The organism is Candidatus Halocynthiibacter alkanivorans (assembly GCF_003333265.1).
GTDB lineage: Bacteria > Pseudomonadota > Alphaproteobacteria > Rhodobacterales > Rhodobacteraceae > Halocyntiibacter_A > Halocyntiibacter_A alkanivorans.
Genome location: NZ_QOLB01000101.1, coordinates 1 through 14,140, shown reverse-complemented (window position 1 = coordinate 14,140; position 14,140 = coordinate 1). Strand labels below are relative to the sequence as shown.

At 56.3% G+C, this 14,140-nt stretch carries 17 protein-coding genes and 1 pseudogene; 15 read left to right on the top strand and 3 right to left on the bottom strand.

Annotated features, from left to right (window positions below):
- The first annotated feature begins 707 nt into the window (after nucleotides 1-707).
- The 5 genes from DWA01_RS12400 (at nucleotide 708) to DWA01_RS12375 (ending at nucleotide 6,528) form a co-directional block, all read left to right on the top strand.
- Nucleotides 708-1,964: an imelysin family protein gene (locus DWA01_RS12400; RefSeq protein WP_114286154.1), complete on the top strand. Its 1,257-nt coding sequence runs from the start codon at nucleotides 708-710 to the stop codon at nucleotides 1,962-1,964.
- A gap of 15 nt (nucleotides 1,965-1,979) precedes the next feature.
- Nucleotides 1,980-3,554 carry a di-heme oxidoreductase family protein gene (locus DWA01_RS12395; protein ID WP_419187002.1) on the top strand — a complete coding sequence of 525 codons (1,575 nt, stop codon included), beginning with the start codon at nucleotides 1,980-1,982 and terminating at the stop codon, nucleotides 3,552-3,554.
- A gap of 2 nt (nucleotides 3,555-3,556) precedes the next feature.
- Entirely contained in the window at nucleotides 3,557-4,609 is a 1,053-nt protein-coding gene (locus DWA01_RS12390; protein WP_114286153.1) for an imelysin family protein, read from the top strand.
- Nucleotides 4,609-5,667: a DUF1513 domain-containing protein gene (locus tag DWA01_RS12385; RefSeq protein ID WP_235008538.1), complete on the top strand. Its 1,059-nt coding sequence runs from the start codon at nucleotides 4,609-4,611 to the stop codon at nucleotides 5,665-5,667. Before DWA01_RS12390 ends, DWA01_RS12385 begins: the two co-directional genes overlap by 1 nt.
- 213 nt (nucleotides 5,668-5,880) lie before the next feature.
- Nucleotides 5,881-6,528 carry an amino acid synthesis family protein gene (locus DWA01_RS12375; RefSeq protein ID WP_235008537.1) on the top strand — a complete coding sequence of 216 codons (648 nt, stop codon included), beginning with the start codon at nucleotides 5,881-5,883 and terminating at the stop codon, nucleotides 6,526-6,528.
- A 323-nt stretch (nucleotides 6,529-6,851) separates the two neighbouring features.
- Here the strand turns inward: DWA01_RS12375 and DWA01_RS12370 are convergent, their stop codons facing one another.
- Nucleotides 6,852-7,247, bottom strand: coding sequence for a DUF4345 family protein (locus DWA01_RS12370; protein ID WP_136057742.1), 396 nt, complete (start codon nucleotides 7,245-7,247; stop codon nucleotides 6,852-6,854).
- Nucleotides 7,248-7,323: 76 nt separating this feature from the next.
- Nucleotides 7,324-7,797: an SRPBCC family protein gene (locus DWA01_RS12365; RefSeq protein ID WP_114286148.1), complete on the bottom strand. Its 474-nt coding sequence runs from the start codon at nucleotides 7,795-7,797 to the stop codon at nucleotides 7,324-7,326.
- A 113-nt stretch (nucleotides 7,798-7,910) separates the two neighbouring features.
- Here DWA01_RS12365 and DWA01_RS12360 point away from each other — a divergent pair, with 113 nt between their 5' ends.
- Together DWA01_RS12360 and DWA01_RS23925 are read left to right on the top strand one after the other, a co-directional pair.
- Nucleotides 7,911-8,597 (top strand): helix-turn-helix transcriptional regulator, encoded by a 687-nt coding sequence (locus DWA01_RS12360; RefSeq protein ID WP_114286147.1) that lies wholly within the window; start codon nucleotides 7,911-7,913, stop codon nucleotides 8,595-8,597.
- Nucleotides 8,598-8,619: 22 nt separating this feature from the next.
- On the top strand, nucleotides 8,620-9,069 hold the full coding sequence (locus DWA01_RS23925; protein WP_272867853.1) for a mechanosensitive ion channel domain-containing protein: 450 nt from the start codon (nucleotides 8,620-8,622) through the stop codon (nucleotides 9,067-9,069).
- Between the two features lie 137 nt (nucleotides 9,070-9,206).
- Here DWA01_RS23925 and DWA01_RS12350 read toward each other — a convergent pair.
- Nucleotides 9,207-9,417: pseudogene (locus DWA01_RS12350) on the bottom strand (integrase core domain-containing protein); the annotation flags it as partial.
- Nucleotides 9,418-9,693: 276 nt separating this feature from the next.
- On the opposite strand from DWA01_RS12350, the gene DWA01_RS12345 reads away from it, so the two are divergent.
- The 8 genes from DWA01_RS12345 to DWA01_RS12310 form a co-directional block, all read left to right on the top strand.
- Nucleotides 9,694-10,104, top strand: coding sequence for a hypothetical protein (locus DWA01_RS12345; RefSeq protein ID WP_136057741.1), 411 nt, complete (start codon nucleotides 9,694-9,696; stop codon nucleotides 10,102-10,104).
- A 15-nt stretch (nucleotides 10,105-10,119) separates the two neighbouring features.
- Nucleotides 10,120-10,362, top strand: coding sequence for a hypothetical protein (locus DWA01_RS12340; RefSeq protein WP_136057740.1), 243 nt, complete (start codon nucleotides 10,120-10,122; stop codon nucleotides 10,360-10,362).
- Nucleotides 10,363-10,587: 225 nt separating this feature from the next.
- Complete coding sequence (locus DWA01_RS12335; protein ID WP_114286143.1) at nucleotides 10,588-10,902, top strand: hypothetical protein; 315 nt, start codon at nucleotides 10,588-10,590, stop codon at nucleotides 10,900-10,902.
- 278 nt (nucleotides 10,903-11,180) lie between these two features.
- Nucleotides 11,181-11,879 (top strand): SDR family NAD(P)-dependent oxidoreductase, encoded by a 699-nt coding sequence (locus DWA01_RS12330; RefSeq protein WP_160116041.1) that lies wholly within the window; start codon nucleotides 11,181-11,183, stop codon nucleotides 11,877-11,879.
- A 298-nt stretch (nucleotides 11,880-12,177) separates the two neighbouring features.
- On the top strand, nucleotides 12,178-12,825 hold the full coding sequence (locus DWA01_RS12325) for a hypothetical protein (RefSeq protein WP_114286141.1): 648 nt from the start codon (nucleotides 12,178-12,180) through the stop codon (nucleotides 12,823-12,825).
- Nucleotides 12,826-12,937: 112 nt separating this feature from the next.
- Entirely contained in the window at nucleotides 12,938-13,396 is a 459-nt protein-coding gene (locus tag DWA01_RS12320) for a hypothetical protein (protein WP_114286140.1), read from the top strand.
- Between the two features lie 138 nt (nucleotides 13,397-13,534).
- A complete protein-coding gene (locus DWA01_RS12315) occupies nucleotides 13,535-13,810 on the top strand; it encodes a transposase (protein ID WP_114283652.1) in 276 nt (91 codons plus the stop codon).
- Nucleotides 13,807-14,140, top strand: a 334-nt coding sequence (locus DWA01_RS12310) for an IS3 family transposase (RefSeq protein WP_136057632.1), incomplete at its 3' end; no start/stop codon positions are given. The genes DWA01_RS12315 and DWA01_RS12310, both read left to right, overlap by 4 nt.

Sequence of the window (14,140 nt, the reverse complement as noted above, 5' to 3'; positions counted from 1 at the left end):
TGCAGGCCGCCAGAATACCCGGAGAGCAAACCACAGTCCTTCCCGGGATCATTGCCGGCGCGGACACCCATATCCAAAGTGATTATCCCGTACTTTGATATCACGAATTCTTGGACCGCGCCTTTCCCAGCTCAATTGTCCTCTTGTATCCATTTTACGCGATGGGAGTGATTTGTTTGTACGTGACAAAACCAGGGTCCGGCCGGCTTGGGTTGATTGTACATATGAAACTTGGGACTGCGTCACTCACAGTTCATTTCTCTATTCATTTTCGCCAAGTTTTCTGGCTTCAGACCAGGGTAATCTGTAGGTGTACTCATGCATGATTAAATGCAATCCAGGTCTTACAATTCCTTCCTTTTGGGCATTTGGTCGTGGCTCCGGTCATTTGGCACCGACTGACACTCAAGCGCTGGACGCCCGCTACACCGCGATTAAGCCCGGCCGTTCCGTTCACAGCTTGCAGATGACGCTGGGGCCACTGTCGCGCTGCCAGCCCCGCTGATGGAACGCATGACGTGTTGAGGCTGGATATCACCTCTGGTGAATACTGTGCTGATTCTGCGACAAAATACCGGGGATCGCGCCCAAAAGCGTCTGAGGCGCGTATTCTGAGTATTTTTGTCGGAAACCCTTTACCTGATAAATTTTGTCGGGTAGTGGTGTCGCCGTATCCGCCCGGCGGGCGAAAGTAATAAGGACAAATTATGACCCTGCGCACATCACTTCTTGCAGCTCCTCTGCTGTTTGGTTCGGCCGTTATGGCCTTAGCAGTCGAAACTGCAGATATCCTGGGAAACTACGCCGACATCGCCCAGGCGGGCTATGAAGACAGCCTGACCCTGGCAAAAGCTCTCAAAGTGGCTGTTTCTGCTTTGATCGCAGCACCGACAGAGGCGAACATTCAAGCCGCCAAACACGCATGGCTGGCCGCCCGTGTGCCTTACCAGCAGACCGAAGCATTCCGGTTCGGAAACCCGACCGTGGATGAGTGGGAAGGCAAAGTGAACGCCTGGCCGCTGGACGAAGGGCTGATCGATTACATCGACGCGGGCTTCGGCTCCAACGATGAAAACCCCTATTCGCAAGTTAACATCATCGCCAACCCGGTCTTTGAAGTGTCCGGCACCAAAATTGATGCCACCGAGATCACCCCGGCGCTACTGGAATCGCTGCACGAAGTAGACGGGATCGAGGCCAATGTGGCGACCGGTTACCACGCGATTGAATTCCTGCTCTGGGGCCAGGATCTCAACGGAACCGACCATGGTGCTGGTGCGCGCCCGGTAGCGGATTTTGACACCGCCAATTGTACAGCTGGCAATTGCGACCGTCGTGGTGACTACCTGGTTGCAGCAACCGACCTGCTGATTTCCGACCTCGAAGACGCGGTGTCCAACTGGTCCCCGACGGGGCAGGGCCGCGAAGACGTGACCGCCGAAAACAGCAAAGGTCTGGTGATGGCGTTTACCGGCCTCGGTTCTTTGTCTTACGGTGAACAGGCAGGCGAACGTATGAAGCTCGGTCTGCTGCTGAAAGACCCCGAAGAAGAGCACGACTGTTTCTCCGACAACACCCACAACAGCCACTATTTTGACGGGCTCGGCGTGCGCAACGTCTATACTGGCCGCTATGTGCGCATTGACGGCTCGGTGGTGACCGGCCCGTCGCTGCATGATCTGATCTTGGCCAAAGACCCGGCTCTCGGTGCAGCGCTGCTCAATGATCTGAACACCACAATGATCGCTCTGGGTGCCATCCGCACCACAGCCGAAGCCGGCACCAGCTACGACCAGCTTCTGGCAGCAGGCAATGACGCCGGAGAAGCATTGATCCAGAACGCGATCGACGCGCTTGTGGCGCAGACCCGCAATATTGAGCGCGCGGTCGAAGTCGCAGGTATCGAGGGGGTATCTGTCGAAGGTTCCGACAGTCTCGACGACCAGGCAGCTGTATTTCAATAAGGGCATACAATGATTATGAAAGCCAATTCGGGGCGCAATATGCGCCCCGTCTCAGCCATTCTGACGGGTCTTGCAGCAGCTACGTTCGCGACATCATCCGCCCAGGCTGAGTCCGCTGGTTCCGCCGTCACGCTGCTCGGCGAACCTCATTTGAACATCCTTCCGCGCACGGAGGCTGAAGAGGCGCGGATCGCGCCGTTGGTTGCGCCGACGGATCAGTTTGCCGCGCCCGAAAATTTTGAGACCCGGGCGGGTGGCGGCTCCACCAAATTCAATAACCAGACCCGCGACGCGTTTTCGTTCGCGTCCTCCAACATGGCGTTTTCGTCGGAAATGGATTTCAAAGTCGGCAACGGCTTTTTTAAAAAACTCTGGGTCACCGCACCGGCCTCTACCGTGTCTTCCGATGGTCTGGGACCGATTTACAATGCCCGGGCCTGCCAGCGCTGCCATATCAAAGATGGCCGTGGTCATACGCCGCAAGGCGACGAAGACACCGGCGTATCGATGTTCATGCGCATTTCGATCCCGAAAGACGCCTCTGACCTCAGCGAAGACCTGCTCGCATACATGGCCAATGCGCCAGAGCCGAATTACGGCACCCAGATTCAGGACAAATCAATCGCCGGGCACAGTATCGAAGCCCGCATGCAGATCGACTATACGCCGCTGCCGGTGACGCTCGGAGATGGCGGCGTGATCACATTACGTTCCCCGGCCTACGGCCTGTCTGATCTGGGCTACGGCGCGCTGCACCCCCAGGCACAGCTGTCGCCCCGCGTATCGCCCCAGATGATCGGCCTGGGCCTGCTGGAAGCTGTGCGCGAAGCCGATATCCTCGCCATCGCCGACCCTGAAGACGCAGATGATGACGGTATTTCCGGTCGCCCGAACCGGGTCTGGTCCGGCCTGTATAATCAGTGGATGCTGGGCCGTTTTGGTCTCAAAGCCGGTGCGGCCACGATCCAGGAGCAATCCATGGGCGCTTTTGCTGGTGATATGGGCCTGTCCAATCCGCTGCACCCGGCGGGGTCCGGCGAATGTACCGCGCTGCAAACTGATTGCCTGGCCGCCCCTGACGGCAACACCCCGTCGCAGGACAATCTGGAAGTCAGCGAACAGGTGATGGATCTGGTGACGTTTTATGCCCGCAACCTGGCGGTGCCCGCCCGGCGGGATGAAGGCGATGTCCGGGTGCTGCGGGGCAAAGAGATGTTCTATGCCAGCGGTTGTACCTCTTGCCACACGCCAAAATATGTCACCCACCGCCTGTCTGACCGCCCGGAACAAAGTTTTCAGCTGATCTGGCCTTATACTGACATGCTGCTGCATGACATGGGGCCTGGCCTGGCCGACAACCGCCCCGAATGGCAGGCTGATGGCCAGGAATGGCGCACCGCGCCGCTGTGGGGCATTGGCATGACCGAAACCGTCAGCGGCCACACCGAATTTCTGCATGACGGGCGGGCGCAGAGCCTGCTGGAAGCGATGCTGTGGCATGGCGGCGAAGCCGAAGCCGCAAAAGAAACCGTGCGCCTGATGCCCGCAGACGACCGCGCTGCACTGATCGCTTTTTTGGAGTCGCTCTGATCATGAAACCCTTATTGACCGCCGCATTGATATTTGCGCTCGCCAGTTCTTCATCGGCGCAGACCTCACCTGTTGAAATCTCCATTCCAGGTGCCGTCGACATCGACCATCGTGCGTTGCAGACACGGGCGCTGGCCGTTTTGGAATCCCAGTTCGGTGCCTTCAGATCCGCAGCTGCCGATCTGGAGAAAACCTCGGTGCTATTCTGCGCCGGCGCGCTGCCACGCGATGAATACCTGGCGGTGTTCCGCACTGCATGGCTGGCCTGGGCACCGCTGGACAGCTATCAGTTCGGCCCGGTAGAGCAATCCGGTGCGGCCTTGCGGGTCAACTTCTGGCCGGACAAGAAGAACTTTACCGGCCGCGCCCTGCATCAGCTTCTGAAAGCCACTCCGAAGGCGCAATCTGATCCGGCTTTCATCGCCCGAGGCTCGGCAGCGGCCCAGGGTCTTCCCGCGATAGAGCGGCTGTTGTTCACCGACGCCGAAGAATGCCCCGCGATCACCGGTATTTCAGCCAATCTGTCTGATATCGCTGACGGGCTCTATACCGGATGGTTCTCTGGCGATGGCTGGGCTGACCTTGTGCGCGCTGCCGGGCCCGACAACCCGGTCTATCTGAACGACGCCGAGTTCACCAAAACGCTCTACACCGCGCTGCATTTTGGTCTGACCCGGGTCGGCGACGCCCGCCTTGGCCGGCCGCTCGGCAGTTTTGACCGTCCGTTTCCCAAACGCGCAGAGGCCTGGCGTGCGGGTTTGACCGCAGATATCATGTCGGCGCAGATCAGTGGCGTTTCAGACATGCTGCGGGATGGGTTTGGCGCCGCCGTTCCATCGCAAAACCTGCAGCGCGCGCTGGACGCATTTGCCGCAGTCCAGGACCGTCTGCATCAGATTGGAGCGCCGGTTCCGGAGGCGGTAATCGACCCTGCACTCCGCATCCGTGTCGAATCGCTGCAGAACATGACTCTTGCGTTGAGGTCGGTGCTGAACCGGGACATCGGAGCCAGGCTGAAGGTCGAAACCGGGTTTTCAGCGGCGGATGGCGATTGATGGACCGTCGTCGTTTCCTGCTGGCCGCCGGCGCTGCCACAGTCGCCGGCCCCTCCTGGGCGGAGCTTGGCGCGCCGGCCTTTCTCACTGCAGCAAGCCGCGCGGACAATTCCACCTGGCTCGTGGGGCTCGGGGCAGGGGGAGAGGTGAGATTTGCTGTTTCGATACCTTCGCGTGGCCACGCCGCCGCAGCCCATCCCAGCCGCTCTGTCGCCGTGGCATTCGCGCGCCGACCCGGACGTTTTGCGGTGGTTCTTGACTGTGCGAAAGGTCGTGAAATCACGCGGCTGGCGGCGGTTGAGGGGCGCCATTTCTACGGTCATGGTGCCTTTACGCGCGACGGGCGCTATCTGTTTACCACCGAAAACGACTGGGAAAACGGTGCCGGGGTTCTGGGCATCTGGGATGTTGAAAACGGCTGGAAACGTGTAGGAGAAGTGGCCTCCGGCGGCATCGGCCCCCATGAAATCATCCGTCTGCCCGACGGAGTGTTTGCCGTGGCAAATGGCGGCATCCGCACGCGTCCGGATTCAGCGCGTTCGAAACTTAACCTGCCGGATATGCGCCCCAACCTGACTTATCTGAGCAGTGACGGCGCCCTGCTTGAAACCGTCGAGCCGGAACCGGCCCTGTACCAGAATTCGATCCGCCATCTTGACGTGGACTCCCGCGGTCAGATTGCGATCGCCAGCCAGTGGCAGGGCAACCCGCTGCAGCCAGTGCCGCTGGTCGCGCTGCACAGACGCGGTCAGGCTCTGCGCTGGCTTGATCACCCGCAGACGGTGCGGTTGAAAAATTATGCGGGCTCGGTGGCCATTGCGGCAAGCGGGGATCAGATCGCCGTGACCGGTCCCAGGGGAGGGCGTGTGTTGTTCTTTGACAGTGGAGGCAATGCACTGGGCGACCGCGCGATGGACGGCGCATGCGGCGTGGCGCAAAGCGGTGGTGGTTTTGCCATCACTATGAACGGTGGACTGACCCAGACGGAGCCAGACGATCCGCGCACCATTGCCGTCGCCGGCGACTGGTCCTGGGACAACCACCTGGTGCGTATTTAGCCTGCAAGTCCCGACCGCAAAAAATGGCCGGCAGTCAGTTGACCAAAGACGGCGCGGTGACATTGCCGATCACAGCACCGTTTGCAAGCGCCGACGAAGGATATGAGGTAATCCCGGCTGGTATTGGGAACGATAGCCATTCCAGGGCCGGGATCTGGTATGTGGTGAATGATCGCATTCTGTATGACTGGCCGCAATTCGCGGACCGCTGGGATGATAAAACGATCTCGGCAAGGCGTTGGTGAATCCACTGTCGATTGCGTTCCGGTATTTCAAAAACCCACGCACCTTTGGTGTGGAAAAGAAAGTCTGATCATGGATATTCGAAAAACGGTTTTCACCAAGGAAATCATTGAAGCCGACGAAATGGGCAAACCTTGTGATCCGACCACGCGCGTCGCAGCAATAGCAATCGTGCAAAATCCATTTGCCGGGATCGACCAGGAAGACCTTTCGCAACTCTTCGACGTTGGTTCGAAACTCGGCCAATCTCTGGCAGAAGAGCTCGTGAAAATGCTTGAGGGGCCACCCATTTGCTATGGCAAAGCCGCGCTTGTCGGTTCTTCAGGCGCAATGGAGCACGGCGCAGCAGTGCTGCACCCCAAGCTTGGCAAACCCGTGCGGCAAGCCGTTGTCGGCGGCAAAGCTCTCATGCCGTCCAACCATAAGGTTGGGGGAGTGGGCAGTAGCATTGATCTCCCGCCTGGACATAAAGATGAGCCATGGTCGTTCGATCATATTGACACGATGACCCTTTGGGTGCCCGACGCACCACGCGCAGACGAAATCGTGCTTTGCATCGGAATGTCAGATGGGACACGCGCGCTCCCGAGGGTCGGAAAAGGTCCGAATCAATCTTAGCAGGCTGATACCTCTTGCAGCAGAGCACCAGCAAAACGGTCATTGGATCGCAAGCGCAGCATTCAACACATTGGGCTCCGAACTGCCGTTAGCTGCGATGTGCACGAACGTCGGTAAAGGGCCGTTGGTGACAGTGGTGGCAGAGGGAAGTGGTCCGATTGCTGCACCAGGCACATTTCGTCAGTATAGGCGGGGAGTCGCCATCCGCAGCGCATAGCTTGAATGACTCCACTGCTGACAAAACGGCCATAGAAGCGAAAAGAGCCTGCCCTGATAGCGGACATACGCCGGCCGTCGCGACAGGAGCTCCGTTTTGACTAGGTTTACTTGTTTGTCGAACTCGCCATGAGTTTGTGAGCAATCAGCATGAGAATAAGTACGAAAACCGCCGGCAGGACCGCGGAGACAAACTCTGGAAACGCGCCGTCGACATAATAGCCCACCAGGCGAGTAAAAATGACCGTCGGCATTGCTATGAAGCCGACGAGAATATAGTCAGGATTGGCTTTGACAGCGCCCAGCAGGACGCTTGCCCAGACCGCAAATGTCACCCCGCCCCATAGGGCGCGGATACTCGAGAGTTCAGCCGCAGTTTCCACAGGCTCAACCAACATGTGATCAAGTATGAGGGCTGGAGCAAGCATCAGCGACAAGCCTATTCCAATGAAGAATAAAGCTATGAGCGCAAAAATACTGCGGCCTATATTTGTCTTTGTCATATAACTTCCGGTCTTAGTTACTTGAAAGATCAAAACCTGCTTTTCGCAGGCCTTGCTACTCATGGATTCTTTTGGTTCAGCGCGTTTGAGCTGCTGTAGTTTGGTTTGACCGAACCCTGTCTGCCAGCCCTTTCAGATTGCCATCGAGTATCTTGCCCATCATCATTTTCATCAGTGTTTGACCCAACATCCATCCAAATGGACCATATTTGACGCGATAATCCATACTCCACTCCACATGCGTCTGCCCTGGACCTTGTGGCTTTATGCTCAACTCTGCGTAGGCTTCGTTGAGTGGCATGGGTGCTGTTTCCGACAAACGAACACGATACCTGCGGTGTGCCTCCCATTCTGTCACTTCTTCAACAAGGGAGCTGCCGTCATCAAAGTGGCAGCGCCGCTTCGAACCAACTTGATCTTCACCATCTGTGAGAGCATCGACTGATTTAACGAGCGGCGCAAATTCGTCGACGTGCATAAACCGGCCAAGAACGTCCCAGACGGCATCAGGGCTGGCATCAATCACTAGTGTTCGGTGGTGGTGTATCATTTGGGAGTTCTCTTTCTTGGCAAATTTGCCGCAATAGCTCTGTTGTGTTCATCCCCTGTTAAGGTTGCCCTGCTGACACCGTTATGGCAGCAGTGTGACAGCAGGAGCAAAAAATGCGACGTACCGAACGTCTTTTCCAAATCATCCAAATTCTTAGGGCAAACCGATCACCTGTGACGGGGCGAAGCCTTGCAGTTGAATTGGAAATATCTCTACGTACCTTATACCGTGACATGGCGGAGCTCATGGCACAGCGCGTGCCGATTACTGGCGAAGCGGGGACGGGGTACGTCCTGGACGACGGATACGATATGCCACCCCTGATGCTGACGGCTGATGAGTTGGAGGCAGCTGCATTAGGGGCAGCCTGGGTCGCAACACAAGCCGATCCCTCGCTTACGCGCGCGGCCAGAGATCTGGTTGCCAAACTATCTGCCGCGATTCCACAGGAGTTGCGTCCGATTGTCCTGGATGCTGGCTCCAGGTCGATCTCTACGCGGTCAAAAATTCAAGACCCGTTCGACGGCGGCGCTTTAAGACGTGCAATCCGAGAGAGGTCCAAGCTGCAACTTGCTTACAAAGACCAAAATGAAAAAGTAACCAATCGGGTGGTTTGGCCGCTGTTCATCGCTTACCTGGACAGGGATCGGTTTATCGTCGCCTGGTGCGAAACGAGAAAGGACTACCGGCATTTCAGAACAGATCGGGTTCAGGAACTGGAAGTGCTGGAAGAAAAATACCCTACGCGCCGTACTACCCTGGTTAAGGGTTGGGAAGAGGCGATGGCAAAACGACATTAATGCCAAGGAGGTAAAGCAAACATTGGCCGAAATTCGTCAAACCGGTAATTTGCACTCGAACACGCGACGCCTGACAAATATCGGAACCTTCCGGGCCTATCTTCAGCAATACCTGAAGGCACATGCAAAAATTCAACACGGTATGACCCTTCTGGTTCGCCAATTGAAACCCGGTTCTGAAGGATTGCCGATCGAAATTTCCTGTTCCACGGATACCACCGCGTGGGCCGATTGCGAAGATATTCAAGCCGACATTTTTGACCACATTCTGGCCATTCTGCCTGAATTCGGACTTTCGGTATTCCAGGGAATTGGGGGTACTACATCAAAGGGCGAAATCTCGAAGCCCTTCGACTGGTGCCCTAATCGAACAAGAAAACTCTCGGGCGCCGTCAGGACATTGGCGCGCGAGGAAGGGGAGGAATGCAGCTTCCCCGAGAGATACGCGGGGATCCGTTCAGGCTCTTGGTGAAGACGGCGGTTGATCAAACTCTGAAACGGTCCCTGCCGACCAAGCCATTTACGGTCCAACCGCCGCCACCGACTGCAATGATTGGTTTGGCGGCCAGTGGCTCCTCTATCGCAGGGGAGCCAACCTCGGCATAAGACAAGCCATTCAGTGGCCTGGTCCTGTGCCTCCTCGATTGATTCAAAGATATATTGTCCGATCCATTCGCTGCGAACTGTGCGGTTGAAGCGCTCGATACAGGCGTTCTGCTGTGGCTTTCCCGTTGCACTCTCACGTATGTTTACATGCGTGAGAGTGGGGCTGGATATATTCAAGCCGGACGCTCCGTTTCTCAGCCCACGCCATGAGCTTACTTGGCCACCGCCTCAAACGCACCCGGTTGAGCAGCCTCGATGAGATCGAGGGCGCCCATATAGGCCACGTCTATCAGATCTGACCCAGAGACGCGTTGGGCGTTCACAAGCACACGGCGGCCGCGCTGCGCTTCGCCGCACCATGATCAAGAACCTTAGGTCCAGGCTTTAAGCAGCGACCAAACAACAGCAGAGGGTAACCGAAGAATATGGCGCGGCGAGCGAGCAGCAGCAGTTTTACGCGGACGCCCAGGCTGATTTCAAAAACGGCGTGTTGGATGCGATCGTGGAGGGCGAGAACCTGGGCGGGGTGCTGGAAGATCTGGCCAAGCAGTTTGCCCGGGCGGCACTCGAAGCGGCGCTGTTTGGCTCCGGGCCGTTTTCGTCGGGTGCCGGCGGAGGGGGCGGACTTTTGGCTGGCATTGTCGGTGCTGTCTTCGGCAAGAGGGCCAATGGCGGGCCGGTGCGCGCCGGCGAAAGTTATCTGGTGAACGAAAACACGCCCAACAGCGAGGTTTTTGTTCCCTCGACGTCGGGTGCGATCCTGAACGTGCCGCTTTATTTCTCACCAGTCATTAATGCCCCTGGCGCGGATCAGGCCGCTGTGGATCGCATCGAGGCCACGCAAAACCAGATGGCGACAAATTTTAAAAAGTCAGGTGATCCGCACCGTCCGGACTGGTAAAAACCGGAGGGCGTTGTGATGGTACTGGTGTTCCCACGTAATATGATCAGCCGCCGCAGCTGGGATGTCGCAAAATTTCGCCTGCAGTGGCGGCAAGAGCTGTCACGTCAGGCGAATGGAGCCGTTCAGACCAAAGATCTTGGCGCACCGATCTGGACTGCGACTTTCGCGTCCTACAGCTTGAAATTCGATGATGCTGACGCGCTGATCGCGGCTTTTGATCCGGTTGTCGGCCGGCTTTTCCGCACGCGCGGATAGCAGCCCGCAGAAACAAAGTATTGCAGGGTGAATTAATGGCCCTTACTTCTTCACTCGCGACATGGTTCGCGACGACCTGGCTGGGCACAACTCTCGCGGCTGGCGGCTTCGCTGCTGCAAGTTGGTATCGGGTTTGGTTTCAACGCTCTGGCCGCCGTATTTGCAGGCAAGTCAGACGCTCCGGAAGCAAGAGGCATCGTTGGGCAGATCCGGCAGGGCGCCGATGTGCCGCGGTCCTTCATTCCCGGGCGCTATGCGACTGCCGGCTCTCTGGCCTACCACAACGAATGGGGGGAAACCGGTAAAACGCCGAATGCCTATTATACCCGCATTACAGCCCTGTCTGACTTGCCGGTCAAAGGGCTGGGCGAAGTCTGGATCGATGGCAACCAATGTGGGATCGACTGGAACAACCCCCACCCGGATTTCGGCCTTCCAGTCATCGGCTATGAAACCACGACCACGATCAGCGCAGGTGTCATCAGCATCGAGGGCGCAAATGAAGTGTTGCGTCTGATAACCCCGCGCTTGCGGCGATGATGCAAAGATAATTTATGGGCGGCCGCTTCCATTTATGAGAGTGTGGAGCCTTCTGCTTCTGGCCCAGTGTCGGTATTCGTTAGATCGTATCTAACGGGAGCTCAGCGCCCGACGTGACCAATGCTGCCGCCGCAGAATTTGGTTAGTATGGGTGGAAAGCGGGCTTTCGCTGCGCGTCGCACCAATGCCTGCCCTACGGACGAAACGGACACCAAATATTGTTCGGATCGCACCCCATGACCTGTGGTATCATATGCAAGTTGACTGGGGACAAGCAGATGGCCAAGACCGCACTCATTACTGGTGCCTCAAGCGGAATAGGACGTGGCGCAGCTGTCAGACTTGCTTCGGAAGGTTGGCACATACTGGCGCATGGCCGCCGCGAAGATGCACTTCAAGAAACACTAGACTTGGTCAGAGAAGCAGGAGGCTCAGGGGAGGCATTTGCAGCCGAAATGGGAGACATGTCTGCTGTGGCAGCCCTCGCGGATTGGGCTACATCTGCTGACCGCCTGGACGCCCTAATCCACTGTGCGGCTAAGTTCACTTACGGGAGAGTATCGACTGAACGTTTTTCTGATTGGGACAATTCCATCGACCAGGTGTTACGGGCAACGATTCGGCTAACGGCACATATCTTGCCTGATATCCAGAAATCGGAAGGCGCTTTCGTTTATATATGTGGTCCCACCTCGTGGCTCGGATGGAAGAACCACGCCATACACTGCGCTTTACGGCACGCGCAAGCCGGGTTTGCGAAGGCTCTTTTCGAAGACGTCAGAGAACACGGCGTTGGAGTAACGCTTGTTCACCCTGGCTTCGTAAATACGCCGTCCGTCAACGATACGGGCAAAGACCGGTCTCGCATGATCCAACTCACGGACATTTCGGAAATGATTTTGACTGCCATTTCCCTGCCCAATACCAGTTGCGTGACAGAACTAACGCTCAGACCACAACGATCACCGTATAACTAACCCGCTTTTACAGAGGCCGCGCGCCGACTAAACGTGGTCTATGAGGCCAGCAGAAGTACGTCCTTAAATGGCTCAAACCTGTCATTCGCTGCGCTCCGCCTGAACGCCCTCTGTACAGTCTGCTTGCAGTTGCGGCTACCGAGCTTTGATCACCTGATTGCATTTGAAATCCCTCAATTGAACCAGAATGCACTGGATTTAAACACGTAATGTCGAGCGACGATTGGAGGTAAATGTGTTAACATGCGCCAGTCGAGCGGTTCCATCTACTTAAACCCATTTTGGGAGGAACCTAGAAATGACAAAAAAAATAATGGCTGCAATATCGTTAAGCACCGCGTTGATTTTTTCCGGTGGAAATCCGGTCGCCGCAGACCAGGCGAGTCAAAATACAACCATGCAGTCTTTTGAAGATGCCTCAGTAATTGAAGGCACAGAAGCAATGCTGATGCGCATGGACAACGGCGTCTACATGGAGATCGAAACCGTTGGTTTAACACCGGGTCACGCCGTTACTGCCTGGTTTGTGGTTTTCAACCAGCCAGGCGCCTGTTCCGGAGGTGAATGCGGCGAAAACGATATATTCAATTTGGACTCGGACGGTGAATTCATCCTTCCTGATGACGGCGCCCCACCGATGAATATGGACGGCATAAAAGCGGCGAATATCTCGGTGCTTCGGTTGGACGGGTTGATAATTGATACCGATGGCAAGGCGAATTTCCGGGGGCATTTGCCACTTGGTGACGCGTCTGAAGCGATATTTGGCACTGGCCTGGTCGATGCTCATGCGGCGGAAATTCACGCCGTAATCCGCGATCATCAGGCACCTTCGTCAGGCATGGCCAATGCTATGGTAAACTCGATGAACGGTGGCTGTGCAAATGAGTGGCCCAATGATCCCTGCGTTGATCTTCAGTTTGCAATATTCAAGCCTGCTATGTGAGCTGTCACTTCCGCAGAAAAACCAATTTTACGATAGGAGGGTGGGGCGTCGGCTCCATCCTTCAAACGCCGGGTCAAATCAAGCCTGGTTAAACAGTCGAAGGAGATGCGCAATGTATTCGCAACTTAATTATTGGACTGGGTTCTGGTTGGGACTGTCCCTGGCTTCTTTCTCAACGACTGGCCTAGAGGCAGCGGAAGACGTCCATACTCAGGCCGCTCTTGTCGGCGCAGAGATCAGTACCATTGCCCTCCATCTGTCGTTGCGACCGAAAACCGCCATCGATTTTTCGCAGGTGAGTAATGAGTATTGCTTTTTCACAGGGTGGGACAAGCACCATACCCATTACGCGATTGATCCGTCTGAAACCCAAGAGGACAATATCGACTTTGTTGACGCCCGCTCTCTCATTGACGCAGGTTTGGATGTTCAGAACTTGCCCTCGCTTCCCGCAAAATTGGGTCAGATGTCCCCTGGTCAATGGTACTTTGTGGCGAAAGGCGAAAAAGAGCCCCACCATGGCATGACTGCGAAGTTTCCTCTTTTGTTACGGGCGACAAATCTTGAATGAATTCCGTATGAATCGAAGGTCACTTCGCTGACTGGAGGACGCATGGGCATTCGGAATTTAACCAGTCTCCCATTTTGGTCTTGTCCCGATTTAGTTCCGGTCTCTTTCGAGCGATATTCGCAATGAAGGAGACAAGAAATGGCACCAAGATACAGCGAAGAATTCCAGCGTGACGCGGTTCGCATTGCAACGACCAGCGGCCTGACGCGACCCCGGATTGCGTCGGATTTGGGGGTTGGCGTTTCGACCCTGAACAAGTGGGTTCAACAACACCAGAACGACGACCTGATGTCTGGCCCACATGAAGATGTAGAGAAAGAGAACGCCCGCCTGCGCAAGGAAAACCGGGTTCTGCGCGAGGAGAGGGAGGTCCTAAAAAAGGCGACGATCTTCTTCGCAGGGCAAAAGGCGTGAGGTTTGCCTTTGTCGACACCTGGAAGAAGATCTGGTCTATCGAGTTTCTCTGCAGTGTTTTGCAGGTGACTTCTCGCGGCTTTCGCGCTTGGAAATCCCGTTCCATCAGTCAACGTCAGCGTGATGACATGGTGCTTTTGGCGCATATCAGGGACCAGCACCGGCTTAGCCTGCAAAGCTATGGCCGACCGCGCATGACTCACGAATTGCAGGAGCTGGGGTTAAACGTTGGCCATCGTCGGATTGGTCGGCTGATGCGTGAGAATGGCATACGAGTTGTCAGGACGCGTAAATTCAAGGCCACAACCGACAGCAATCACGCGTTCAACA

Bases quoted from the DNA above. Each gene is read 5' to 3' on its own strand.
- DWA01_RS12400 (WP_114286154.1), top strand. From the start codon at position 708: ATGACCCTGCGCACATCACTTCTTGCAGCTCCTCTGCTGTTTGGTTCG.
- DWA01_RS12395 (WP_419187002.1), top strand. From the start codon at position 1,980: ATGAAAGCCAATTCGGGGCGCAATATGCGCCCCGTCTCAGCCATTCTG.
- DWA01_RS12390 (WP_114286153.1), top strand. From the start codon at position 3,557: ATGAAACCCTTATTGACCGCCGCATTGATATTTGCGCTCGCCAGTTCT.
- DWA01_RS12385 (WP_235008538.1), top strand. From the start codon at position 4,609: ATGGACCGTCGTCGTTTCCTGCTGGCCGCCGGCGCTGCCACAGTCGCC.
- DWA01_RS12375 (WP_235008537.1), top strand. From the start codon at position 5,881: ATGATAAAACGATCTCGGCAAGGCGTTGGTGAATCCACTGTCGATTGC.
- DWA01_RS12370 (WP_136057742.1), bottom strand. From the start codon at position 7,247: ATGACAAAGACAAATATAGGCCGCAGTATTTTTGCGCTCATAGCTTTA.
- DWA01_RS12365 (WP_114286148.1), bottom strand. From the start codon at position 7,797: ATGATACACCACCACCGAACACTAGTGATTGATGCCAGCCCTGATGCC.
- DWA01_RS12360 (WP_114286147.1), top strand. From the start codon at position 7,911: ATGCGACGTACCGAACGTCTTTTCCAAATCATCCAAATTCTTAGGGCA.
- DWA01_RS12330 (WP_160116041.1), top strand. From the start codon at position 11,181: ATGGCCAAGACCGCACTCATTACTGGTGCCTCAAGCGGAATAGGACGT.
- DWA01_RS12325 (WP_114286141.1), top strand. From the start codon at position 12,178: ATGACAAAAAAAATAATGGCTGCAATATCGTTAAGCACCGCGTTGATT.
- DWA01_RS12320 (WP_114286140.1), top strand. From the start codon at position 12,938: ATGTATTCGCAACTTAATTATTGGACTGGGTTCTGGTTGGGACTGTCC.
- DWA01_RS12315 (WP_114283652.1), top strand. From the start codon at position 13,535: ATGGCACCAAGATACAGCGAAGAATTCCAGCGTGACGCGGTTCGCATT.